Origin of the sequence: Paenibacillus athensensis (assembly GCF_004514475.2) — a bacterium.
Lineage (GTDB): Bacteria > Bacillota > Bacilli > Paenibacillales > NBRC-103111 > Paenibacillus_AL > Paenibacillus_AL athensensis.
This window is the reverse complement of the sequence record NZ_MYFO02000004.1, coordinates 496,506-521,870: the sequence shown is the minus strand read 5'-3', so window position 1 is coordinate 521,870 and position 25,365 is coordinate 496,506. Positions and strand designations below refer to the sequence as shown.

The 25,365-nt window shown below is 57.5% G+C and carries 11 protein-coding genes; 5 read left to right on the top strand and 6 right to left on the bottom strand.

Features of this window, described 5'->3' with window-relative positions; genetic code table 11:
• Positions 1-206: 206 nt before the first annotated feature.
• The gene (locus B5M42_RS10465) at positions 207-4,295 is read right to left on the bottom strand and encodes a carbohydrate-binding protein (RefSeq protein WP_230632836.1); all 4,089 of its coding nucleotides are present in this window, start codon (positions 4,293-4,295) and stop codon (positions 207-209) included.
• 518 nt (positions 4,296-4,813) lie between these two features.
• On the opposite strand from B5M42_RS10465, the gene B5M42_RS10460 reads away from it, so the two are divergent.
• Positions 4,814-5,449, top strand: coding sequence for an isochorismatase family protein (locus B5M42_RS10460; RefSeq protein ID WP_134757822.1), 636 nt, complete (start codon positions 4,814-4,816; stop codon positions 5,447-5,449).
• 413 nt (positions 5,450-5,862) lie between these two features.
• Here B5M42_RS10460 and B5M42_RS25300 read toward each other — a convergent pair whose 3' ends face one another.
• Positions 5,863-8,433, bottom strand: a complete 2,571-nt coding sequence (locus tag B5M42_RS25300; protein WP_134752430.1) for a carbohydrate-binding protein — start codon at positions 8,431-8,433, stop codon at positions 5,863-5,865.
• A 762-nt stretch (positions 8,434-9,195) separates the two neighbouring features.
• Between B5M42_RS25300 and B5M42_RS10445 the strand changes: the two genes are divergently transcribed.
• Genes B5M42_RS10445 through B5M42_RS10430 form a run of 4 tightly spaced genes read left to right on the top strand, consistent with a single transcriptional unit; the run spans position 9,196 to position 14,640 of the window.
• Entirely contained in the window at positions 9,196-10,536 is a 1,341-nt protein-coding gene (locus B5M42_RS10445) for a spore germination protein (protein WP_167689843.1), read from the top strand.
• A gap of 19 nt (positions 10,537-10,555) precedes the next feature.
• Positions 10,556-11,635 (top strand): GerAB/ArcD/ProY family transporter, encoded by a 1,080-nt coding sequence (locus tag B5M42_RS10440; RefSeq protein WP_134752426.1) that lies wholly within the window; start codon positions 10,556-10,558, stop codon positions 11,633-11,635.
• Positions 11,625-12,746, top strand: a complete 1,122-nt coding sequence (locus tag B5M42_RS10435; RefSeq protein WP_134752424.1) for a Ger(x)C family spore germination protein — start codon at positions 11,625-11,627, stop codon at positions 12,744-12,746. Before B5M42_RS10440 ends, B5M42_RS10435 begins: the two co-directional genes overlap by 11 nt.
• A gap of 19 nt (positions 12,747-12,765) precedes the next feature.
• Positions 12,766-14,640, top strand: coding sequence for an electron transport protein (locus B5M42_RS10430; protein ID WP_134752422.1), 1,875 nt, complete (start codon positions 12,766-12,768; stop codon positions 14,638-14,640).
• Between the two features lie 318 nt (positions 14,641-14,958).
• On the opposite strand, the gene B5M42_RS10425 is transcribed toward B5M42_RS10430, so the two are convergent.
• The 4 genes from B5M42_RS10425 to B5M42_RS10410 form a co-directional block, all read right to left on the bottom strand.
• Positions 14,959-21,129: a galactose-binding domain-containing protein gene (locus tag B5M42_RS10425; RefSeq protein WP_167689841.1), complete on the bottom strand. Its 6,171-nt coding sequence runs from the start codon at positions 21,127-21,129 to the stop codon at positions 14,959-14,961.
• Positions 21,130-21,918: 789 nt separating this feature from the next.
• Complete coding sequence (locus tag B5M42_RS10420; protein ID WP_134752418.1) at positions 21,919-23,118, bottom strand: MFS transporter; 1,200 nt, start codon at positions 23,116-23,118, stop codon at positions 21,919-21,921.
• 149 nt (positions 23,119-23,267) lie between these two features.
• The gene (locus B5M42_RS10415) at positions 23,268-23,609 is read right to left on the bottom strand and encodes a helix-turn-helix domain-containing protein (protein ID WP_134752416.1); all 342 of its coding nucleotides are present in this window, start codon (positions 23,607-23,609) and stop codon (positions 23,268-23,270) included.
• A gap of 177 nt (positions 23,610-23,786) precedes the next feature.
• Positions 23,787-25,193, bottom strand: coding sequence for a hypothetical protein (locus B5M42_RS10410; protein WP_134752414.1), 1,407 nt, complete (start codon positions 25,191-25,193; stop codon positions 23,787-23,789).
• Positions 25,194-25,365 lie beyond the last annotated feature (172 nt).

Genomic DNA, 25,365 nt, shown 5'->3' with positions numbered 1-25,365 from the left:
CGAAGCTGCGTTTTCATGAAAGCGCTTAATCAAATGACCGTGCCGGCAATGTCCCGCGGTTCGCTCCGCTTCACGCAAGCCGGCAGTTTGTGAAATGCGCGGACGATTTATTCCTGGATGCATATAAAAAGGTATCCCGCGGCCTATACCGCCGGGATACCTTTTCCAATTGGAGCCTGCTTCAGCTGCAGAGCCTCGCGAAGCGGTTACAGATGCATTTCATTGTAAATCGTAACCGGACCTGTCGAGGTGGTTCCGTTATAACGCATCATATTCATGACTTTGGCAGTGCCGCTATCTACCTTGACGGTGTAGCCGCCCGTACCCAGATTGTCCGTGCCGAGATTGACCGCATTGACGGTACCCGATTTGACGTACAAGCCGAGATTCGCTCCATAAGCAAATGCGTTGGATACCCACTCATTGCTGGCGCCGTTAATAACGATCAGCTTTTCGTTTTGCCGCGTGACCGGGTCGATGACCTGACTGAACAGATTGGAGCCGCTCACCCAACCGGGCACGTTGTAACCGATGCGCGTAATAGCATTGCCGTTCGTCAGCACGTTGTCAATCCAGCCGGTCGTGCTGTTGCCAACTACGATGCCGTTATTGAGGAACAAGCCAACGACGCGATGGACATAATGATTATCGTTTCGATAGGTGCTCAAATCGACAGCGTTGTAGGCGTTTGCTGTGCCAATGTTCACGACATAGGTGCTGCTGCCGTTGCCGCGAATCATGTACGGATACGGCACTACGCCGTTCGCCGGATTGTTGTTCGGATAAAAGACGCGCAGACCGCTGACGCCGGCCCGGTTGCCGTTCAGTGTCAGCAGCGCCGTAGCCGTCTCGGGATTCGAGGTGTTATGGCCTTCGTAAGCCATCAGCACTGTACCTGCGCTATAGCCGTCCTCGTCGCGCTGGGGAACGGAAGATGCGCCGCGCAGCTCGACATTGGCCGGAATCGTCAGATGCGTGCTAATTTTGTACCAGCCTGCCGGCACGTACACAACGCCGCCGCCGGCATTGCCCGCGTCGTTCAATGCGCTTTGAATGCTCGATGTGGCATCGACGGTTGGCAGTGACGGACCGCGCGAAGAAACGGACGGCGCATTGTAAGGCGACTGGCTGACATCGTACAGAACAGCGCGCGTCACCTTAGGCACCACCGGCTCCGAATACGACGTCGGTGAGCCCGGATTGGACACCTGCACATTGCCGGCTGTCGCGCCGCTCAGGGAGCTGTCGGCTACTTTGATATAGCCGCCGGAGTTATTTTGCACCGAATACGAGGAACCGGCGAGCGTGCTGCGCAGGAAGGCTGCTCCCCAGCGGGTATCGATGGCGTCAACCTTGACGGCCACGTTCGTATTAATGAGCGTAGCCCCCCACAGTACGCCGCTGAACTCGCCGCGCGGACCTTTGACGATATTCATGCCAATGTTGTAGTCGGAGGCGTAAATATCCTGGAACTGATCCCATTCCAGCTCGCCAATCGTAAAGGCGATGCCGTTGGCGCGCGTGTAGCTGTTCAGCGTGGTCAGAGCGGGCGCGTTAAAGCTGGCGCCGGCATTGGCCCAATAGCTGTTGCTGAATTTCACATGCTGCCATGTACCGACATCGGAGCCGTTGTAGGCGACGGCGCCGCGATAAAGCGCGGTGGCGCGGATATTTTTGACCTGCGCGACCTCATGGCCGCCTGCGCCTACATCACCCGGCTTGACGCTGATGCCGATGCCACGGTAGGAATTCAACAGCGTGACGTTTTCAATCGTCGACATCATGAAATTTTGACTGCCGATCCAGTCCCCGCCCGGAATCAGCAGCGTGGAGTTATATGGAACCGGATTACTGGCATTTTGGTTCGGATAATAGACGGTTACTCCCTTGACGCCGGCACTGCCGCCAATTTGGAAAACGACCGGCCCGCTGTCGCCGGAAGCCACCTCTGCGCGAATCGTCGTCCCGTAAGCTCCCGCTCCGTTGTCCGGATCGTGCCAATCGCCGCGCAGCGTACAATAGGCATACACGTTGATGGTACTGGTGACCTTGTAGGTGCCGTCAGGCAGCCAAACGGTGCCGCCGCCGTTGCTGTAGCAATCGTTCATTGCTGCGTTGATGGCGCTGGTGGAGTCACTGACGCCGGTATTGTCAGCGCCGTAACCGATCACGTCATAATCGGCGATCACAACATCGGTTGTCGGATAGTTCGTGCTCACAATCTTCGTATGACGGCCCGGCTGAGGAAAGCCCGGAGGTGTCGGCGTGGCGCTCACGGAAATGAATTTGAACCAGTTGACGTTAAACAAGGCTCCGCTGCCGCCGGTAAATTTCAAATAGAGGCTATGCACGCCGCTGACTGTGTTAAGGCCGCAGGATTGTGTCACCCAGTTTTGCCAGCCGCCCGTAACCGGAACAGCACAGGTGCCAGCCAGCGTGCCGTTCAAGCTGTCCAGACGAACTTCGATGTTGCCGCCGCTCGAATTGCTGGCAACGCGCAAATTAACCGAGGACGCGCCCGAGCCGAAATCAACATGGTTGAACTGGATGTAGTCGCCGTTATCGATAAAAGCGATGTTTTGCCCGCCTTCGCTGGATGCTTCCAGCTGAATGCCGGACATGCTATCATATTCCGACCCGGCGGTCTGCACAAAAGCCGAACGCGTTCCCGACGTTGGCGTCGGTGTCGGTGATGGGGTTGTTGTTGGCGTTGGCGTTGGCGTTGGTGTTGGCGTAGAAACCGCTCCCCCGTACACCTCGAATTCCGATAATTGACCGCCCGTTGCACCGCTGTTGGCTGTAAAATTCAGTTTGACGTAGCGGGCGTTAACAGACGCAAACGTGATTGTGACGGTATTGGCGCTTGGGCTAAACGTGTAGGTCGCAGAGTTGACGATGGTAGAATAGCTCGCATCGTCAAGGCTCGCCTGCACCGACAGCGTCTGCGTGCGCGAACCCCAGTTTGTCGGCAGCTTCAGCACGACTTTGTTCAAGCTGCTGACGCCGCCAAGATCGACGCGCAGCCAGTTCGGGTACGTATTGGCCGCACCTTCCCAATAATCGGCCTGATTGCCGTTATTGGCGTTGGCAGCCGTATAAATTTGCGTATAGCTTCCCGCCGTAATTCCCTTATTCAACGCCAGATTGGCGCCCGGAGAGGACGTTGGCGTTGGTGTTGGTGTGGCCGTTGGTGTCGGTGTTGGTGTTGGTGTTGGTGTTGGTGTTGGTGTTGGTGTTGGTGTTGGTGTTGGTGTTGGTGTTGGTGTTGGTGTTGGTGTTGGTGTTGGTGTTGGTGTTGGTGTTGGCGTGGCCGTCGGTGTTGGCGTTGGTGTTGGCGTTGGCGTGGCCGTCGGCGTTGGCGTTGGCGTGGCTGTCGGCGTGGCCGTCCCTCCTGCCGTAAAGTTAAGCCAGTTCAAGTTGAAGCCCGTGGTCACTGCGTACACGCGCAGCGTTTGCGCGCCCGCGCTCAGGGAGACACTTACACTGGTCGTGGTCCAGGTTTGCCAGCCGCCGGTGTTGGGCACGTTCACTGTGGCCAGCACCGCGCCGCTGCCGCTGCGCAGCTGAAGCTGCTGCCCTCCGTTTGGCGTAGCGACGCGGAATTGCACCGTGTATGTGCCCGCCGCCTGAACGTTCACATTGTAATCCAGCGTATCGCCGGCATCGATCCAGCCAACGTTAAGCCCGCCGCCCGTATCGGACGTAGCTTCCGTTTGCACGCCGCTCATCGCATCCCAATTTTCGGCTTCCACTTGGCCCGGAACGGTTTTCGACACAGCTGCGCCGTAGACCTCAAGCTCGGACAGTTGCGCCGCCGGCCATCCCGTATTGGCAGTGACCGTCACCTTGACGTAGCGGACGGACGTGCTGGCGAAGCTAATTGTGACCGTGTTGCCGCTCGCCGGGTCAAACGTATACGCAGCTGACGCCGCCATCGTGGCGTATGTCGAATCGTTCGTGCTCCCCGATACGGTCAGCGTTTGCGTGCGCGCGCCCCAGCCGTTCGGCAGCTTCAGTACAATTTGGTTGACGCTGCTGGTGCTGCCCAGATCGACGCGCGCCCACTGCGGAAACGCATTATTGACACTTTCCCAATACGTGCCGACATTGCCGTCAGTCAAATTCCCTTCGCCATAAACATCGGCGTGGCCGCTGGCCGTCATCGATTTGCCCAGCGCCAGATTCGTCGCCGCCTCTGCCCGGCCTGGAGCCAGGGTAAGCTGCCCAAACAGCAAGGCGACAGCAAGCAGCCAGAAAATAAACGGATTTTTTCTCATCAAAAGCTTGTAAGTCATTTTATAAACCTCCATTTCTGTAATAGGAAAACACGAAACCTGAGCGTCATCCCTCCCCTGCGCCGAAATGAAATTGATTTCAGAAGCGGACATAAACCGGCCTCAGCGCAAAAAGCCGCCGATGTCTCCCATCAGACGGCATCTTTGCCGGCCCCTGCAGCTGCAGAGCTATGCTTGGCTCACGCGCCAACAAACGGCTGAAACGCAGCATAGCGCCACACACTAACAACGTGTTTTCCACTTCTTTCCTTGATTATATCGAAAGCTTTATTTCGCTTCGATGTGCAATGTTATCGCTTTCATGTGCGAAATTATCGAACGCAACCGGATCGTCGGAGCGCTACTCACCGGAGCCTTCTGTCCGGCAGCCGAATCTGCCGGGCTGGTTTGGTGGCTTTCCTCTTTGCGGCTACTGAAACAGGGAGCAAATCTCCTAGGATAATCGGCCCTCTCGCTGCCGTGGTTCTGTCCGGATACACTAAGGAAGCCATAATGATCAATTAAAGGAGTGCAACGCCATGACAACAACTGTCCAATTTTCCGCCCCTACCCCAGCCGATCCTGCCGAGCCGCTGTTCGATCCGTCGACAACGGCGATTGTCGTCATCGATTTGCAAGGCTGGTTGGGCAATAACTACGCTCCCTACACGGCCAAGGAAGTAATCGGCCGCTCGGCGCAGCTTGTGCAAGCGTTTCGCCGGGCCGGCTCCTTTGTCGCGCTCGTTCGCGTCACCAGCAGCGATTTTGGCGATTTGCCGCGTCCCCGACTCGATCACCCGCTGCCGCCGATGACACTGACCGACGGCTGGGACGAGATCGTACCGGAGATCGGAGTGACAGCCACAGATCATCTGGTGACCAAAAAACAGTGGAGCGCGTTCTACGGCACCGACCTCGATTTGCAGCTGCGCCGCCGCGGCATCAAGACGATCGTGCTCTGCGGGATCGCTTCGGGCCTAGGCGTCGATACAACGGCGCGCGAAGCGTTCCAGCTCGGCTATGAGCTCGTCTTCGCCATTGATGCGATGACGGGGTTCAGCGAAGCCGAGCACGCGCATGTGCGCGACGTGATTTTTCCGCGAATCGGCCGGATTCGCGAGACGCAGGCCATCGCCGCTGTTTTCGGCGATGCGCCTGCAGCGCCGCCCGCCTGAGCAGGGCGGCGACAGCAGCGGCCCCTCCACGCTGCGCTGTATGCGCGGAGGGGCCGCTTGGGCATCCCCACGACCAAAGACGCTTCCCAACCGCCGCTAGGACGGCGGCGAGGGAAGCGTCTTTGCTTTGCGGTCGTGGGGATGCCAGGCTGCGCCGCGTGCGGGCGCACCGGCCCGCGCGGCGCTGAGCGCCGGCGTAGCGCGAGCGCGGCGGGCTGCCGTGCGGGCGCACCGGCCCGCACGGCGGGGCTGCAGCCGGCTCGGGGGTTAGCCGGCCGCGCCCGCCGCGCCACGATGCCTCGCCGGCAACACGCGCTCAGCCCGCCGCGCTAGTCCGCGCTACTCGCGCTCAGCGTCCGCCCGCGCTACCCCGCGCTCGTCGCGCAGCGCGCCCTGCGCGCACGCTAGAAGCCTTACGGCGCAGCAGCCAGCGCGAATTCCTCCCAGCCGGATACGGTATCGCGGTTCGCGTACAGGACCCCGCCCTGATTTAAATCGGCGCTGACGTACTTATTGTTGGCGACAGCTTGCAGCGCCACCTTGCCGTTGCCGCGGTCGATGACGCGGAACCGCTCCCACGCCATAACCCCTTTGGCCCCGGCAATTAGCCGTCCGCCCTGATTCAGATCGGCGCTGACGTATTTATTGTTCGCCATTGACAGCAGCGAAACCGTTCCGTCCGGATTGCCAACGACCTTGAAACGCTCCCAATCCCCGACCGTGGTACGGTTGGCGACAAGCGGATTTGCACCGTAGTTGTCAGCGGACACGAAGGTATTGTTCGCCGAAGCCTTGAGACTGGATGGAGCCGGTATGGAAGCGTAGTTCTGAATCAGATTTTTCAAAGCGGTATTTTCCTGGAAATAGGCCGTTGTGAACTTCGTCCATTTGGACGCAATCGTAGCGGCACTGTCGTTGTAAATGTCCGGAACCGGGCTGCCGTTGTTGAAATAAAAGCCCCAGTTGCCGCCGCCCGTCACCTTGTACGACCAGTTGGACCAGGACGCATTCAGCGCGTTCAGGCCGGTCAGCCATTTTTCCCACAGATCGTTTTGCCCGAACGAATACTCGCCGGCATACACCGGAACGTTCCAATTAGCCTGATATTGGGCCATTTTACTGAGCCACGAATCCATCATCGAGTTCGTCATATTCCAGTCGTCATACTGCGACATGTTGTAATGGTGCGTCTGGTACATGACGTTCGTCCAGCCATATGTCGACGGCGCCAGCGCTTGCTCCCAATCAAAAAACGCAGCGACGATGATCAAATGATCGGCGTCTTTGGCCCGCACGGCGTTGTACAGTCGGTTGTAATAATCGTATTTCTGCCGCACCTGGGCAGCCGATTCACCCGCCCCCGAGGTCAGCAAAGGCTCATTCAGCAAGTCGTAGCCCGCAATCGTTGCATTGCCGTTAAAATGGACGGCGATCCGCTCCCAGATTTGCACGGCGCGGCTTTGGTAGGTGCCGTTCACCCATAGCTGGTTGGAATTGGAAATGCCGCAGGACTGCCACGGACAATCGCCGCCCGGCAAGCCGTGGAAATCAAGAATGATATAAAGACCGCGCGCCGCGCTTTGCGCCGCCAGCCAGTCCAGCTCGCGGAACGAAACCGCATCCGGCTTCATCGAGCCGTCGGCGTTCATGAAATCCTCCCAATACATCGGCACGCGCACCATGTTGAGACCAAAGCTTTTGATTTTGTCCAAATCGCTCGCTTGAATCCAGCTATCCTGAAAACCGTTTTGCAGCGTTTCCGACTGCGCAGCGCCAAAACGATTCGTCAACGTCTGGGTCAAAGCAAACTGATCGGCCGTGTTCATCGGCGACATCCACGCCTCTTGCATCAGCCAGCCGCCCAGATTCGTTCCGTGCAGATTCACCACCGCGCCCGAGCCATAATTATTTCGCAGCACCGTACCGTTCGCTTTCAAAAAATTCGCCGAAGGCGTTGGCGTCGGGGTCGCCGTTGGGGTTGGGGTCGCCGTTGGCGTCGGAGTTGGCGTGGCCGTTTGTTTCGTAAAATTCAGCCAGTTGACGTTGAAGCCCGTCGTCACCGCCGCCACGCGCAGCGTTTGCGCCCCTGCGCTCAGGTTTACCGTAGCGCTGGCTGTCGCCCAGCTTTGCCAGCCGCCCGTATTCGGCACGTTGACGGTCGCCAGCACGGTACCGCCGCCGGTTTTCAATTGCAGCTGCTGACCGCCGTTCGGCGAAGCGACGCGGAAATCAACCGTGTACGCGCCGGCCGTTTGTACATTCACGCCATAATCCATCCAGTCCCCGCTATCGATCCAGCCTACGTTCAAACCGCCGCCGGTGTCAGACGTCGTCTCGGTCTGCACCCCGCTCATCGCTGTCCACGCTTCGGCTTCGATTTTACCCGGAATGACGCCCGTTGGGCCCGAGCTTGGCGTTGGCGTCGGTGTGGCTGTTGGTGTCGGCGTCGGCGTTGGCGTTGGGCTTGAAGTGCCGTACACCTCCAGCTCCGACAATTGGCCCGCCGGCCAGCCTGTGTTGGCGGTCACATTGATTTTCACATAACGCACGCTGGCTGCGGTGAAATTGATCGTCACCGAGTTGCCGTTCGCCGGATCAAACGTATATCCGGCCGAGCCAGCCAGCGTTGTGTACGTGGAATCGTTGGTGCTGCCTTGCACCGACAGCGTTTGCGTTCTCGTGCCCCAGCCGCTCGGCAGCTTCAGCACTACCTGATTAACGCTGCTCGCGCTGCCCAAGTCCACGCGCACCCATTGCGGGAAGGCGTTATTCACACTTTCCCAATACGTCCCGGCGTTGCCGTCGGTTGTGTTGCCTTCGCTGTAAACGTCGGCGTGTCCGCTAGCCGTAACCGGCTTGCCCTGCGCCAGATTCGTAGCTGCGCTTGCACCGCCCGGCGCCAGTGCCAGCTGGCCCGCCAGCAGTGTAAGGACCACTACGAGCAGCCATAGCGGTTGATTGTAAATTGTCCAAAGCTTCTTCATCCCATCATCCTCCGTTTCGAAATGTCGTTAAGGGTAACTGTTGACGATATGTCCTCATTAAAAAATGAAGCCGTGCAGAAATTCCGTCTCAGCTTCAAGCTGACCGACGTTTCACCTCCTTTCCTGAAGCTCCGATTTTTGGAATCGATTTCATTATTTTGTAAGCGCCATCATTAAGAGACACGCCTGTCCCTGCTGCCCTTTACCTGCCTTCCGCACCGCGCGACTCCCGGAGTGCAGTGCCGGCCCTAAGGCGGCTGTCAGACCCGTGCATCCTCCCTGCCTCTGGCGCCGCAGCGTTGCTTGTCCCAGAACCTGTCCAGAACGTCCTTCGCTGCTGCGGACCTGCTCTCTGACCACATGCGGCTAGCCGACAGGCGGACCAAGCCGACGCTCCACAAAAAGCTCCTTTCAGCGCCCGACAGCCCCCGCATCGCGTGCATACGAATACGGGGGCTGTCGGACAACGCGATGACGTGTGCAGACGCCAGCGCGCAGGCGGGCGGCGGCGCCACGGCCGACGCCCGCTAGCCGTTTGCGGCTTGTCTGCGGTCTGGCAATCAGGAAACGTCAAAGCGCATCCACTTGCTACATTATAATGGAAGCGCTGCCAGAGTTACGATGTGCGATTTTATTTTATTCATGTCCAAATTTACGTTTTCTTACCAGCCTGCACGTCAACAACCCCCGATTGCATAAAACAGCATGCTTTCCCACAAAATACTTCGTATACGCCTCACCGCCGTTAGGAGAACGTCCACGATGGACAATACACGAGAAGTAGCGGAGTTTCTCAATATCAAGTTCAGCGGCTATTCAGGCTTTGTCTGGCAGGAGCTGGAGGCCCCACAAGCCCATGCGCGCATCGGCTATTTGCAGGGCATGTGCAGCGGGCAAAAATTGCACGAGCTGATCCTTTCTCCGTTCAGCAAGATGGAGTCGCCGGACCAATTTACGGCTTATTTGCAGGCGCTCCCTTTTCTCAAGCCGTACCAGACGCTGACGCAGACTATGGAGTCGGTTGCCCGTGGATACGCGGTATTGCTCTACGACGGGCGCGTGCTGCTGCTGGATTTGCGCACCGAGCTGAACAATTCCATTTCCGAAGCTAATGTAGAAAACGTCGTGCAAGGTCCGAAAAACGGGCTCAGCGAGGATCTGAACACGAACCTCTTCCTTGTGCGCTCGCGTTACCCTCAGCCGTCGCTGCAAATCGAAAGCCTGACAGCCGGCACCGTCTCGCAAACGCCCATTGCTATTGTCTATGACGCCAATCTGGCCGATCCGCAGGTGCTGGACGCCCTGCGCCGTACGCTCAAGGAAATCAAGGCGCCGATGATCCAGGCAGCCAATCAGCTGGAGCTGCACCTGAATCGCAAAAATCGTTCGCTGCTGCCCACAATGATGGTCACGGAACGCCCGGACCGCATCGCCTTCAATTTATCGCAGGGCAAAATCATCGTAGTTCTGCACGGCACGCCGTTTGCGCTGATCGTTCCGGTCGTCTTCTACGATTTCTTCACTTCAATGGAGGACCTGACGCAAGCGTATTGGGTCGGCCGCTTTTTGCTCACCGTCCGGTATATCGGTCTGGCGATCAATCTGACGCTCGCCTCAGTCTATGTCGCCATCGCTTCGTACAATCCTGATTTCCTGCGCGTTCAGCTTACGTTGTCCATTGCCGGGAGCCGGGCCTCGGTACCCTATCCGTCCTACATTGAGGTGCTGTTCATGCTGGTGATGATGGAGCTGCTGACGGAAGCCAGTATTCGGCTGCCCAAGTCAATCGGCTCGACGGCTACAACCGTCGGCGGCTTGATTCTCGGTCAAGCGGCTACGCAAGCCGGGCTGGTCAGCAATATCATGATCATTATCGTCGCCGCCGTCGCCATCTCCAATTTTGTCGTCCCCTTGGCTGCAATGGGCTTCAGTCTGAGGGTACTGAAATACATTTTGCTGATCATCACAACGCTTTCCGGACTTACGGGTCTGATTATCGGTACAGCAGCCCTGCTATCCTATCTGGCTACGTTGGAAAGCTTTGGTCAAAAATATTTCCGCTTGTACATGGCCAAGCCGGCCTCCTCTCCACGATCCGGCTAACCGACTGGGAGGCTTGATTATGCGGTACTACTATTATCTGATTCTGGTAAACATGATCGTCAACGTATTGGCCTACACACCGCGCATTCTGATCCGCGACCGCTTTAACGGGGCCGTGTTGGCGCTCCCGGTTTCCACCGTCCTCGGCATGGCGTTTTTGCTGACGTTTTCCTATGCCATCAAGCGATTCCCGATGATGGGTCTGCCCGAAATGCTGGCCGGCGTATTCCCCTCGGCACTCATTCGTCTGATGATGCTGCTGTTCAGCACCATTTGGTTCACTGCCGGGGCGCTTAGCGTGCTCGTGACCGCCAACCTGACCAATTATTTCATCAACCCGTCGATGCCCTCCTCCCACGTCGTGTTCATGTATTTGATTGTCATCTGCTTTGTCATGCAATGCAAAAGCCAGCAGGTGCTGTATGTGGTCGAGATGATTTTTATTCTCAGCTTTCCGCTTGTCGCTTTTATTTTCTTCAAAGCCTCCATCAGCTCCGGGCTCCGCTTCGACTCGATGATGACGGTCGTGCAAACTTACAAGCAGTTGCCGACGGTAAGCAGTCTGGCCTCCGCTACCTATATTTTCAGCGGATATGCCAATATGGTCATTTTCAATCGCGTTTTTCCTAAATTTACCATGAAATGGCTATGGGTATTCGCGCCAATTGGTCTAAGCATTTTGCTGACCACGATGTTCCTGCCCATCGGTTTCCTTGGTGCCGACGGGGTCAAGGACTATCTGTTCCCGTGGCTCTCTACAGCGGACTCCATGCGGGTGGAATTCGGATTCGTCGAGCGGGTGCTTTATATTTTTTATATCCTCTACGGCGAAATTGCCTTTATCAGCGTCGTCATTCATTTTCATGTCGCTTTGGAGCTGATCAAGTCGGCGGCGAACAAAAGCTCGCGGACGTTCTCCTGGTGCGTGACAGCGCTCATGTGCGGAACAGCCGTTTTTATGAGCCACGATCTGGACGAATATCCGATGTTCCGCATCGGCGAATACTGGATGAGCGCGCGGATGGGCGGCGAAATTTTTTTGCTGCTGATTCTGCTTTATACCCTTTATAAAAAAAGGAGGAGTCCGCATGAGGCCTAGTGCCCCCTTGTGGCGCACAGCGCTTCTGCTGCTGCTCGTCTGCAGCCTGCTGACCGGCTGTTACGGCTTTAAGGACATCGACAAGCGTTTTTTTGTCGTGGCGATCGGTATCGATCCGGGCAAGCACCGCACGTACAAAGTGATGCTCAAGCTGGCGATTCCGAGTCCGCAGGAGAAATTCGGCTCCAACCGTTCGATCATCGTCGAGGAGGAAGCCGATACGATGGCGGAAGCTGTGCGCATTATGAAGGGCAAGGTCGACAAGGAGTTCGATTTCGGCCACGCCAAAGCGATCATTTTCGGCAATAAGCTGTTTGATTCCGAGATTCCGCTGCAGGTGACGATGGACTGGTTCCTGCGCCGCCGCGATATCCAGCTCATCTCGTGGACCGGGATCGGCTATCCCGACGCCTACAGTATCCTGCAAGCAAGTCCGCGTTCCGAACGGCTGCCCTCGAACATGCTGTTTCTGTTTTTCGGCGCCGCAGGAACGGAAACCGGGTATGTTGTGTCGGAATTTCTGTACGATTTCCGAAGACGCATGACCGAGCGGGGACTGGATCCGATCATGCCGATTATTCGGCTGCTCCCGGAGGATCAGCTCAACATCACGTCGATGACTGTCTTTGACAAAGAGCATCGCCGCATGGACTTGTCCCCGGAGGAAACAAAAATTTTCAACAGCTTTTATAATAACAAAATCGATAAAGTTGATCTGGCCTTTGAAGAAAACGGACATCGCATGGTCATGTCGATCGACCAGCTCGCAACCAGCTTCGGCGTCAGAAGAAATCCGGACGGCTCCTGCACCTTGCTGGCCCGTCAGACGATCCACGGATTGATGGAGGAAAGCCAAACCCCGATTCCCGAAACGCATTTGCCCGAGCTGGAAAAGCTGGCTGAAGCAGCTGTACGCGAACGGACGCTTGCGCTGCTGCAAAAGTTTCAGGCCGCGGGTCTTGATCCGATCGGCTTCGGCTTGAAATACCGGGCCTCCCATTGGGTCGACGATGCTGACTGGCAGCGCTGGCAGCACTCCTTCTACCCCGCGGCGAATTTCGAGGTAACGTCCAAAGTGAACATTCGCAGTCCCGGCATTATGATTAATTGAAGAGAGCGGGAGAACCGTGATGAAAAAAGCTTATCTGTTCCTGTTCGTTCCGCTCGGAACGGCCATACTGCTGACCGGCGTGTTCCGAATGCTCACGCTCGATTACGTTTACGTGCCCGGACGCGACAAAGCGGCCCAAACGCCCTATGCCGCCGATGCGCTGCCGGGAATCCGCGCCATGTCCGCGGACGACCCTCCTGTCACCGCGGAGATGCTGGAGCTGGGACGCAAGGCGTTCTACGGCGAAACGTTCGGCAACGAGGTGTTTTTCACCGATATTCTCGGCGCCTTTGACGGCGTGCTGTCGCTGGCCAATATCGAAAAGGCGATCTTGCGCCTGGGCGGCAAAGGAACGACGAACCTGCTTGTCGAGGCCGCCCGGACGGAAACTGTCGGCGGACGGCTGTTCCGCAAGGGCGAGCTGATTGCAACCGGACTCGATGTGCCCGTCGGTGCTTATGTGCCGCTGGGCATCAAGATGAAAACCGAGCGCGGACATGTATCGGCCGGCGTCGGCTGCATTGCCTGCCACGCTGTCGTCGACGTGCCGCACGGCCGCATCGTCGAAGGCGTGCCGAACACTGATCTGGACGCCGGGCTGCTGCTTGCGCTATCGTCGAATTCGGCAGCTTTTTTCGCCCACACCGATATCGGCGCGCTGCAGACGTTCGTGCGCGAGCAGGCGCGCGCTGTTCCGCTGTCGGACGGCCGCACGGGACAGCTACCCGATCCCGATGCCCTCGAGGACGCGGTTGACCGTGCCTTCCTGACGTGGCCCAAGGGCAGCGTCGACACGACCATCGACCTGCGCAACGGCCCGGTGCAAATTCCCGACGCGTTTACGCTGGGCGATTTCCCATACAGCTGGAGCGGCTTTGCCGCGGCCGGTCCGTTCCACGGGCTCGTCGTCTTCTCCAGCACGCCGAATGCGCAAAATATGGACCCACTGTCGCAATCGGAGCTGAGTCAGGCGCTGCTGGGCATCGATAAAGAGCTGTATATCGGCACGATTCTGCAGCGAGCCGCGAACGCCAAATTCCGCTACCGGCCCGACGGACGCACCCGGCCTTCGGCGTTCTTCGCCGCCGTCGATCCGACGCCTCAAGCGCCAGGCGTGACCGAGCTGGTTCCGCTGCCGCCGTTCCCGCGCGCTTCAGCGGTCAGCAGCACCGGGCTGCTGGCGTCCAAGCCGGGCTATCGCTTCGGCGAGCATCTGCTGGCAATGGCCGCGTTCCAGAACACGCTGCGGCCGCCCGCTCCGCCCGTCTCCGCGACGCAAGCCGAGCTGACCGAAGGTGAAGCCGTGTTCCGCCGCGCAGGCTGCGTCGCCTGCCATGCCGGAACGTTCTTCACCAACAACCGCGTCGTGCCCGTTGCCGAAATCGGCAGCGAAGCGGTCCGGGCCGCGGGTTTGCGCAACACGCAGGCCCAGTGGGGACCCGCCGCCTTCTACGACTGGAGCACGACCGTACCGCTGCCGCCGTCGGCCCAGGCTACGGCGGTGTCCGGGCCGTCTCCCGCGCAGACGGCCTTCCTGCTGGCGCACGGCACGCAGAGCGGCGGCTACAAGACGCCGAGCCTCTGGGGACTGGCGTGGTCGGCGCCTTATCTTCACGACGGCGGCGTCGCCGTCGGGCCGGACGCGGCGCGGCAAGCCGGCGCGCCCGCCACGCTGTATGGCGGCGTGCTGCCCGACGCGCACAACAGCTTGCTCGCGCTGATCGATCGCGAGCTGCGCAGCCGCGTCACCCGCGCGAACGCGGCCAGCCCGGCCGCTGCCGCCGCCCACGTGCGCGGCATCGGCCACGAGTTCTGGGCCGATCCGCAGGCCGGCTTCACACGCGAGCAGCAGGAAGCGCTCGTCCGCTACCTGCTGCAGATCGCCGCGCCGTGACAGCGCGCGCGGCAAGGCGCGGCGCAACGGCGCTTCGGCCGGCGCGGCGCGAGCTCGCTTGCGCGGTCGCGCTCCGGCAGGCGTCGTCTTCGGCCGACCGCTTGCATCTTCGCCGAGCGCTTGCGTCGCCCGCTTCCTACGGCCGCGTGCCGGCGCAGCCACCCTCGTCGCCAGACGCGCGTTCCCGGCCTCGCGCCGCAACGCCGCCTTCCGCGCAATCACGGCCCCTTGCCTCACGCCGCAAGCCTCACGCGGCCAGCGCTGCAGCAAAAAGAGCCGCTCCGAACGAATCGGATGCGGCTCTCTTGATTTTTTTGCCTAGAAATCCGTGTACACTTCAAACTCAAAGATCGAATAGCCCCACGGCGTATTGCGCTTCGTGCCGTACATCCGCACATACTGTCCGGTGCCTGTCGCCGTAATCAGATCGGTGCGCGGCGCTTGCGCCAGTCCCTCCTGATCAAAGGAGCCGATATCGTGCCAGCTGCTTTCGTCGTTCGGCGTGTCCGTGACCTGGATTTTGTACGTTTTCGCCGAAGCGGTTTCCCAAGTCAGCTTCACGGCCGTAATCGTCTGGCTGCTGCCCAAATCGACGTAAATCCACTGCGGATCGCTTTGCAGCGACTCCCACCGCGTACCGGCATTGCCATCTGTTGCGGCGCTGGCCGTTCCGGAGGAGGAGGTTGCCGACTTGCCGAGCGCCGCATTGGTCGCCGACAAGCGCACGATGTTGATCGTATACGTCTTGGTCAGCTGCGCGCCGGCTTTGGCCACCACGAACTGCACCGTATGATGCGCTGTATCGAGATTCGCCTGATACACGCCTGGACTTGTTTCCGTAGCTCCGTACACCGCGTCGAAGACGTTGCCGCTTTCGAGCACCGGCGTGAAATCGAGCGTGGCTGCAGCGTTATTGACGATGACCGAATAGCTCAGCGTATCCTTGGCAAACTGCGGAGAAAGCGTGCCCTGACTGAGCGTCAGCGCGGTCAAGCCGTCGGCCTTCGTCAGCTTCACCAGCGCTGCCATCGCATTCGTCAAAGCCTGCGCAGCGGAATTGACCGCAGCTTGCGCCGCGTCCGCTTGATTGTAAGCCGCGTTTGCTGCCGACAGCGCCGTCGTCAGCGCTGCCCACGAATCGCTCGTGTAGTCGGCTTCGATCAGCGCGCCCGCGCCGGTAATTGTCGCGGCGAGCGCCCCTTTGAAGGCGTGGAAGTCGGCTGCCGTCGCATATGGCGCACCGCTGGCGGCCAGCTCAAACAGCGAGTAGCCGTAACGCACGCCGCCGAAGGAGAAGCGCTCCGTGCCGGTCAAGCGGATGTAGCGGGCTGTGACCATTTCCGGAATCGTAATCGTATCGGTCGGTCCGCTACCGTTGGTCGTGCTGTATACGGTGATCCAGCTTGATTTGTCCGTGGACACCTCCAGCGTGTACGCCGTCGCCCGCGACGTTTCCCAGTTCAGCGTAACGGAAGACAGATTGTACAGATCGCCAAGATCGACGTTCAGCGTCTGCGGATCGCTGTGGTCGGATTCCCAGCGGGTCGCCATATCGCCGTCGACGGCCAGATTGCCGGCTCCTGACGAAGCCGTCGCGGTCTTGCCCTTGGCCAGATTGAGCGGTGTACGGATGACGTGGATCATATACGCCTTAGGCACCCGTCCGGCCTGATCGATAATGAACGAAATCGCATTTTCGCCTTCGCTCAGCGTCGCGGTGTAATCGCCGCCGCTTTGTACGGCTCCGCTGACCAGCGAAAGGGTGTTGTCGGCAGCCAGCGTCGGCGTCAGCGTAATGCTGGTGACGTTGCTCGCTACCTTGACGGTGTAGTCCGTCGTTCCGCTCTGGAACGCCGGATTCAGCGCGCCCTGATTAACCGTCAACGCTGTAAAGCCGTCGGCTTGCTGCACTTGAATCATGTCGCCCGGAGCGTCGATCACGAGCGCTGGAGCGACGCCGCTTGCTTGCTCGATCGCCGGGATTTCCGCAAAGCGCACCTGATCGAGCACCACATCGTGTACGCCGGAGGCCGTGCCGATTTTGCCAAGGTTAAAGTCGATACGGCTGGCCAGGTTCGTCGCGCCGGTCATCGTAAAATCAAAGGTGTACGTCTTGAGCTGCGGCGTCAGCGAAATCGCATCGTACAACGCATATGGCCCATTCGTTACCGGATCGTCGATGGTCAGACGCAGCTTGCGATTGACCGTCGAACGCGCTTCAAACGAGACGCGGTACGTTTTGCCTTTATACAGCGGGACGTTCAACTGGCTGAACTGCGTACCCCAGAAATCGTCGCCTTCTGCCGTAATCGCCAGCTTCGTCTGGCCCTGCACGGTTGACAGCACCGTACCTCCAGCGTTTTGCGTCCACAGGTCCCACTGATCGGTGCCGCTGTCGAGGCTGCCGTTTTTCACGACGTTTTGCCCGAGCGTGAAGCTGTCGAGGCGATAGCCCGTGCCGGCCAGCAGCAGCGTTTGCGTGCCCGCTTTCAAATGCACGAGATCGGTCACCGTCTGCCATTGCGTCAAGCCGCCCGTATTCGGCAAATGAATCGTTCTTGTCCCCGGTCCCGCTCCCTGGAACGTCAGCTTGGCGTTATCGCCAGCCGTTGCGACGCGGTAAGCGATCATATAATCGCCCTCGGCCGGGATCGTCGCATTGTACTGCACCCAGCTGCTGTCTCCTGCCGTCGGCGCAATCGCGCCGTCCTGAACGGCATAGCCCGTCTGGTTGGCAAAATCCTCCGCCTCCAGCTTCTGATACTGCGGCGGATAATACGTCGTCAGCTTGACATCATCCAGGTAGATGTCGCCGGTGTTTTGTCCCAGATTGAATGCGAGCTGGGCATTGTTTTCGTTGTCGCCGGTCATGATGAAAATGTAGGAATACGTCTGCATATCGGCGCTGAGCGGGAACGTCTGCACGCCCGAATAGCTTGTCGCGCCCTTGAACACATTCGCCTGCAGCGCAGTGCCGTTTTCGCTGGCACGCGCCTTGAACTTCAACTGGTATTGACGATTTTTGACCAGCGGAATGCCGGTTTGCGTCAATTGGACCGCAGTCGGACTAGAGCCGCCATTGGTCAGCGACGCTTTGAACTCGCGGCTTGGAATCGCCGTGCCTACGGAATACGATGCCTGAGCCGTATTGTCAGCGCTAAAGCTCCAGAACTGCATCCGGCCAATGCCTTCATCGAAGGTGCCGTTATATACGAGACCGCCCAAACCGTTCTCCGGCCGCGGCGTCGGCACATTGATCGTCGAAGCAGGCCCGTTGCCCGGATCGGCATAAGACAAGCCATCCTTCAATTTGTACACCCGCACATAGTCAACCGTCATCCGGCTCGGGAAAATCGTCGTGTTGTCCGGAAACTGCGGCCAGTCGCCGCCTACAGCCAAGTTGAGCTGGATGTAGAAATCGCGGTCAAACGGAGCCGGCCATGTATAAGGCGCGGATTCGCCGTCGCGCTTCGTATACCAGTCGTTTTGCCGCTGGTAGAAAATACCGTCGACGTACCAGCGAATTTCGCCCGGCTCCCATTCAATCGAAAACGTATGGAAATCCTGCGAAAAATCCATCGTACCTGGCAGCTTGAAGGACGAGTTGGAATATTTCCACGGCATGCCGTAGTGGAGCGTGCCCCACACCGTCGCCGGCTCGTGACCGACCAGCTCCATGATGTCGATTTCTCCGGTCGCCGGCCACGGGCCGTACAGATCGTAGTTGGTCGGCATCATCCAGATGGCCGGCCAGATGCCCTGCGATTTCGGCAGCTTGGCACGGATTTCGAATTTGCCGTACGTCCAGTCGCCTTTATTTTGCGAAAACAGCTTCGCGGATGTGTAATCCTGTCCGTTGTATTTCTCCTTGCGCGCTTCGATGACAAGCCCTTTGTTGCCATCGTCCAGCGGCTCGATGCGGGCATTCTCCGTCCGTGGCGTGTAATACTCCAGCTCGCGGTTACCGAAGCCGCCGCCCTGATTGACGAAATTCCATTTGGACGTATCGACCTGATCGCCGTTGAACTCGTCGTTCCAGTCCAGCTGCCAATCCGCCGGATCGCGCCGCACGTTGCCGCTTTGCTCCTTGATCAGATAAACATGATACGTGGCAGCCACCTTGCCCGGCTGCGCAACCTCGAACGTCACCTCGTTCGTGCCCGCTTGCACGGCTGCGGCGTATTTGCCGCCGGAAGCGCTCGCTCCGGTAACTGCCGTCACCGTATTGTTCGGCGCCAGCTTGGGATCGAGCAGCACCGTGGCCGTGCCGCTGCGCACGCCCAGCACATAGCTGTAACGGTCCGCGCGGAAGCCTGGCGTCAGCTCGTAAGGCAGCGCGCTGCCTCCCCCGTCGGTGAAGACGATGTCCGTCAAACCGGCCGACCGCTGAACCTTCACGAGTCCGTCGATGGCCCGGGTCAGCGCCAGCACCGCTTGGTCGACCTGCTGCTTGGTCGCGGTGTTGGAAAAGCCCGCTTCTCTGGCCGTGATCAGCGCATTTTGCAAAATCGACCAGCTCACGGCCGTATATTCGCTTTCGAGCAGCCCGTCGGCTTGCGCCAGCTTGGCGTTCAGCGCCGTTTTATCGACAATTGCGCCCTGCACCGCCGTCAGCTGCACATCGTCGAAAAACACGTCGACCGGCGCATTCGTACCGCCGCTGATCGTCCCGAGCTGGAACGTCAGCTTGCCTGTGGCCGACGAAATTTCCTGCATCGTAAATGAATACGAATACGTCTGCAAATCGGAGGTCAACACGAAGCTACGCAACGTAGCGACATCCTTCACGCCGTCGCTGACAGCGACGTTGATCTTGCGGCTCGCGGTTGCGCGGGCCTTGAAGCTGACCGTGTACACGGTGCCGCTGCTCAGCGTCAAGCCGTCGCGATACACCAGCGCGCTTTGCGCTGAGCTGCCGACCGCTTGCAGGCTGACTTTCATCTGGCCCTGCTCGGTTGATAGCGTGCCTGTCGAAAGGCCGGTTTCGTCATTGCCCCACGAAGCCTTCCAGCCGCCGAGTCCGGCGGAGAAATCGCCGTCGCCGATGACATCCACATTGCGCGGATTCGACGCGCCCGCACCGCCTCCGCCTCCACCGCCGCCGAAAAAGCCGCCGGCCACACCCGCGTCGCTGCCGGCGCCAACTGCGCCGTCTTTGACGTTGACTGCTTGGCCCTTGCGGACCGTTTGATTGTTCAGCGTCACTGCATCCGCCTGAATGTCAGCGCTGCCCAGATTGCCCGTGATGCTCAGCTTGCTGCCGCTGCCGCCCGCACCAATCTGCAGCTGCTTGACGGTGGCGGCGCCGCCAATCGTCACATCCGTCTTGGCGTTCAGCGCGAGCTGCTCGGCGCTGCCTGCGGACAGATTCAGCGTATGACCGCTGCCTTCGACCCGCACCTTGCCGAAGCTGCCGGCCAACTCCACGGACGCGCCGCCCGCTTCCGTCGAATCGACGATCACGTCCGTAAAGCCGGAGCCGCCATCCACGCCTTGCTCGACAAGCACCGCGCTCGACTGGACGTGCGTCTCACCGATGCTGCCGCTGCCCGATGCAACGACCCGGACCGCGCCGTCCGACTTGTCGATGATGGTTTTGCCGAGAATCGAATTGTTTACGTGTATGCTGTTTTTGCCGCCGCCGGCGACAATCGTCGTGCCTTTGACAATGACGTTGTCCAGTGTGGCGTCGCCTTCGCCAACGCGGCCGGTCACAAACAGATTGCCCGCGACGACCTGATCGCTCAAGCTTAGACCCGGCGCGTTGAGAATCACGCTGCCCTGCCCTCCGGCCGAAGCGAACGAGCCGCGCTCGCTGACGTACCGCCCGATCATATTGTCCAGCAGCGTGGCGATTTCGGCACGCGTCAGCGCTTTGCGCGGCTGCATGCTTCCGTCGCTATAACCCGACAAATACCCCTTGCCCGCCATCGCTTGAATGGCGTCCTGCGCATAATCGGCAATCGCCGCCGCGTCGGTGAAAACAATATCCGCAACGCCGCTTCCACCCAGCCGCAACAGCCGCGACAGCATCACTGCCGCATCCTGTCGGCTGACCGGATCGTTCGGGTGCATCGTATTGTCCGGATACCCCTGCATATAGCCGGCTTTCTTCGCCTGCAGCATCGCTGCGGCGTACCAGGCCCCGGCCGGCACATCGGCAGGAGCCGAGGCATCCGCTTGCGTGAAGCCGAACAGCCCGTTGACCATGACAGCAAACTGCGCCCGCGTCACTGCCGCATCCGGATGAAACAAGCCGTCGTCATAGCCCGACACAATGCCTGCTTGCACCCAGCGCGCAATCGGCTTGGCCGCCCAATGAGCGGCGGCGTCGGCCAAATTAACCGCTGCAGACGCCCCCGGCACCGGAGCCGCAGCCGGTTCGGCTGCAATCTCCTGCGTTTGCGTGGCTTGTCCCATCGCAGTCAAACCGGATAACAAATTAAGCAAAAGTGCAACAATTAACGTTATCTGTAGTTTTCGAAACATAATGCTTTTCTCTCCTTTATGCATGCTGATCTTGATGCCAACCAACCGGCTCCGACTGCAAAACGGCGCTCCTTCGCGCCCCTCTCGCTCTTTGAAAACGGTATCATAACGATAAAACAAAAACGCCGCCGAACCGCGCGTCACCAACTTGCCGGCCTGCATTCAAACACTGCATCGCGCGACTCTTGTGATGGGGAATCGTCTGCACCTGCTTTATGCTCGTCTGCACCTCCCTGTCTTCCAACCTTCAAAAAAGAAAGCGTTATCACGTAAAACAAATAAAAGCGAATTTGCCACTGCATATTCTTAATGTAAACCCGCGATGCAATTATGTCAATAGTTTTGCATTAAATTGCATCAATTGCACGAAATCTCGTTTTCACTTGGCGTCACACGTCATCTGACCGGCTTCCCTGCTCCCGATGAACCGTCGAACATCAGGGGAGGACAGCGCTGTATTTTTTGTAAATCGTTTCCTTAAACCGCGTCAAATCTAGTTTTTCTATAACGGAAGTCACAGTTCGCCATGCTTGACCGGCACGCGAACAAGCTAAAGCGCATGCAAGCATAGTCGTGCAAAACATCTCAAGCTTCCAGGGAAAAAACCACGCTTTACAGACCTGAACTTGCTTGATAACGCTAAACACGCAGCTATTAACCTTTGTTCAAATATCCATTTATGCAATTAATGCAAAGTTTGCATTGTGCATCAACTCCGCTAGCAGCCCCAGCCGGACAAACGAAAAAGGCCGCTTGCCGGTTTTCCCGACAAACAGCCTATTTGCTTCGCTATTCCGTCACCTTGCGCGGAACCCCTGCAGTATACAGGAAAAACGCTGCGCAAACGACCGCTAGAAAGCCATATCCTCCGCTCACATCCACCTGCGACGAGAAATAACCGAAGCCCAGTCCGACCAGGCTGGTTGCAGCCCCCACGCCCAGCGATTGGAACGAATCGAGCGTAGCCCGCATCGACGAATCGATGCGATGATGCAAGTAGCCGGCGCACAGCGGCTCGACGATGCCTGCGAACAAACAGACCAGCGCCATTGCCGCCAAACCGCCCCAGCCGCCCAGCCAAGCCATACAAGCGAAGCCGACGGCAAACGCCGCATAAGCGGAAGCCAGCAGCCCCTTGCTGCTGAAGCGTCCCTTCAGCTTGTAGGCAAGCAGGCTGCCCGGCATACGCAGCAGGAACAGGCAGGTCGAGACGAGGCCAAAAGCACCGACCGGCACGCCCAGCTTTCCGACGTACAGCTGCCAGAATTCATCGATAAAGCTGATGGACGCACCCAGCAGCATCCCCGCCAGCAGCACAAATCGGACCCCAGGTCTGTTGCGGAAAAAAAGCAGCGACGCCCTTACATATTCGCGCACCGGCATCAGCGCCGCCTCCGCAGCAGCTTCTCCCGGCTCTTCGCGATCCGCCGCAGCCGCTGGCTCGGTCAGCCAGCAGGCGAACGCAAGCGATACAACGGCGCTGCCGAGCGACAGCCAGTAATTGAGCGCAAGCGGGAATCGCGCGGCGAGCAGCCCGCCACAAAGCGCAGCCAGCATCGTTCCGGCCAAATCAAAGGCATTCAAGCGGCCGAGCTGCTTTTCGAATGCCTCCGGCTTGCCAAGCTGCGCCAGCGTTTCATACAACAGGGCGTTCTCCGAGCCGCTGGCAGCCGAGCGGCCGATTCCGGCCAGAAACACAACAAGTGCAAAATGCCAAAACTGCGAGGCTCCCAGCAGCAGCGCGAACTCGCAGCAGCCCATCGCCGCCCCAGCCACGATAAGCGCCTTGCGGCTGAGCCGATCGGCAAGAATGCCCGTCGGCACCTCCAGCAGCACAATCGTCACGGCATAAATGATTTCTGTATACACGACCATCTCCACGGTCATGCCTCGTTGCTCCCAATACAGGCGCTCGATGACATAAGCCGGAATCAGGCTTGAAAAAAAACGCTGAGCATACAGCTTCCATACATTGCTTGATATTCGCATGTTAATGCTCCCCTTCGTTTGGATGACGGCTTGATCAGCTTGCATCCAACGCCCGGAGGCGCACGCGAACCGCAAAACGCTAACGATTAGCAGGGAGGTCGCGTTGTGGGCATTTTACCAGCTCCTGTCGGCTTATTGTCCTGCGTATATCAAGATTTGCCCGCCGCAACGCGCCATTTCAGCATATGCTCGATATGCGCCAGCAGGAAAACCAAATCTTCTTCCGATTGATGCTGCAAAAGCGCCTGCAGCTGGACGAGCGGCAGCGGCAGCTCCTCCTGCTCGAACTGGAACAGATGGCCCGGTTCGACCCGCAAGCCGCTGGCAACGCGCTGCAGCACGTGAAGCGTGACGTTTTTTTTGCCATGTTCGATCAGTCCGATATAGTTATGATGCAGGTCGGCCCGCTCAGCCAGCTCTTCTTGGGTCAAGCCCAGCTTGAGCCGCAGCTCCTTGACCTTCCGGCCCAGCCGCTTCTTCGTATCTTCCAAAAAGCATCACCTCACATCAAGTCTAGTTTTGTGCGAGATAGAAGGGAACACACGATAAGGTTAATGATTGTGTATACTATAGAATGAATTGTAAACAATGATTGAAAAAAAGTAAACAGCGACGTAGCCTGTAACCCCTAAAACCGATTGCTCACAGCTCCAATGCACTAAACATCATCACCAATTAAAAAAAAGCAGACTCACGATGACGTCCAGTTCTCTTTTGTCTTGCGCATTTTTGATTAAGAAAGGATCAAACTCCAAGTCATTTTTTTCCGCTTCGGCTAACTGTAAAAAGCCGCTCCGGCATGCCTCGCGAATTTGATCAATGGCGTGGATCGATACAGGCTGCAATACTTTTAATTTACCGTCGGAAAGGAGCAACACGGAAAAGCGATTCTGATAGTTAAAAACCCTGAATCTTCCTCCGGCAAAATGTTGATTGATATAAGCTACGCTGTCCACCAACGCGTGATCAATAAATTGATAAGCATGCTCCAACGCATATGTTTGATAAAATTGATAGGCACGAGCCTTTTGCCCCAACAATACGAGAGTATTCGGTTTTTGCATCAATAGCTGTGCCAGCTTGTCGTCTTCTACATATGAAACATACGACGCCACTTTATTATGAACAATATGAGAAACATGGAAAGCAGTAACCCCCTGTTTAATGATAGAAAATAACGAAATAAATGTGATGCGAGCGTCAACAGATTGCCCGAATAATGACAACCAGTTTGGTTCCGCTGTATAGGAAGAAAGATCAGGCTGTTTGTTAAGCAAGGTAGGATGCGACAGAAATGTATCGTATTTGGATAAATTAAAATTATACATGGTCGAAATGATAGCCTTGATGGGATCGAGCTGAGCGGATTCAGCATAAAGCTGCAATACAAACGACTTTATTTTATTGATGCTTGTATCGTCATATTGAAAATCCGTAAACGTTTCATTATAGTCGGCGAACCATTTGGCAAACTGCTCCGTTGCGTCGGGCTCCTTCGCCAAAACCTTTTTCATCATTTTGCAAATTTTCTTGAATCTGCTGTTGGGAAGGTAACGTTGGGCATTCTCGGAATGACTTAGCCATTTTTTCCGCTCTTTGTGATGGACGGGTATATTGACAACAGCCACATTCATCGACAGATTTGCAATCCAAGCCGACACCGCCGCAGCTTCTTCAACACCGCAGTCATCCAGAAGAAAAGCCAAACTTTCGTAATACGAGTAATATTCCTTGTTCCGCGATTTTAATCGACCTACTTCATGTGAAAATTGTTCCTTCCCTTCTTTGATGTGCAAATAACACATCTCATGGAAAGTCGCAAAAGCTTCTTGTACAAACCTCATTTTATCCACTAAATCAAGCCTGAATTTCGCATAAGTATCATCGTACTTCTCGCACGCATTCAGCAAATAAACATAGAATCCATATGGAGTTGTCAGCGTAAGTCTCGTATGCATATATTCATGAACTTCGGTGTAAAAAATAAAATTGGGGTTATTTTCAATAACATCCAGTGAAAAAAAATTCGTAAAACCGTACTGCCCCAGCAACGTCCTCAGATATGAATCCGACATTCATCAGAGCCTCCCCGAAAATAAAAAAATTGCGCTTGCACGCAATTGTAACACACCACCTTTCGAATATTCCAAAACTTTTCAAATTTTAAATGACGCTGGAAACCGTGCGTCTTTCATACTATACTAAATATATGGTTCACTATAGCAAACAAGGCGTCGCACGAAAGAC

What these genes read in the sequence shown, in the direction of transcription:
- B5M42_RS10425 (WP_167689841.1), bottom strand. Translation starts at nt 21,129, where the DNA reads ATGTTTCGAAAACTACAGATAACGTTAATTGTTGCACTTTTGCTTAAT.
- B5M42_RS25300 (WP_134752430.1), bottom strand. Translation starts at nt 8,433, where the DNA reads ATGAAGAAGCTTTGGACAATTTACAATCAACCGCTATGGCTGCTCGTA.
- B5M42_RS10460 (WP_134757822.1), top strand. Translation starts at nt 4,814, where the DNA reads ATGACAACAACTGTCCAATTTTCCGCCCCTACCCCAGCCGATCCTGCC.
- B5M42_RS10430 (WP_134752422.1), top strand. Translation starts at nt 12,766, where the DNA reads ATGAAAAAAGCTTATCTGTTCCTGTTCGTTCCGCTCGGAACGGCCATA.
- B5M42_RS10410 (WP_134752414.1), bottom strand. Translation starts at nt 25,193, where the DNA reads ATGTCGGATTCATATCTGAGGACGTTGCTGGGGCAGTACGGTTTTACG.
- B5M42_RS10445 (WP_167689843.1), top strand. Translation starts at nt 9,196, where the DNA reads ATGGACAATACACGAGAAGTAGCGGAGTTTCTCAATATCAAGTTCAGC.
- B5M42_RS10420 (WP_134752418.1), bottom strand. Translation starts at nt 23,118, where the DNA reads ATGCGAATATCAAGCAATGTATGGAAGCTGTATGCTCAGCGTTTTTTT.
- B5M42_RS10440 (WP_134752426.1), top strand. Translation starts at nt 10,556, where the DNA reads ATGCGGTACTACTATTATCTGATTCTGGTAAACATGATCGTCAACGTA.
- B5M42_RS10465 (WP_230632836.1), bottom strand. Translation starts at nt 4,295, where the DNA reads ATGACTTACAAGCTTTTGATGAGAAAAAATCCGTTTATTTTCTGGCTG.
- B5M42_RS10435 (WP_134752424.1), top strand. Translation starts at nt 11,625, where the DNA reads ATGAGGCCTAGTGCCCCCTTGTGGCGCACAGCGCTTCTGCTGCTGCTC.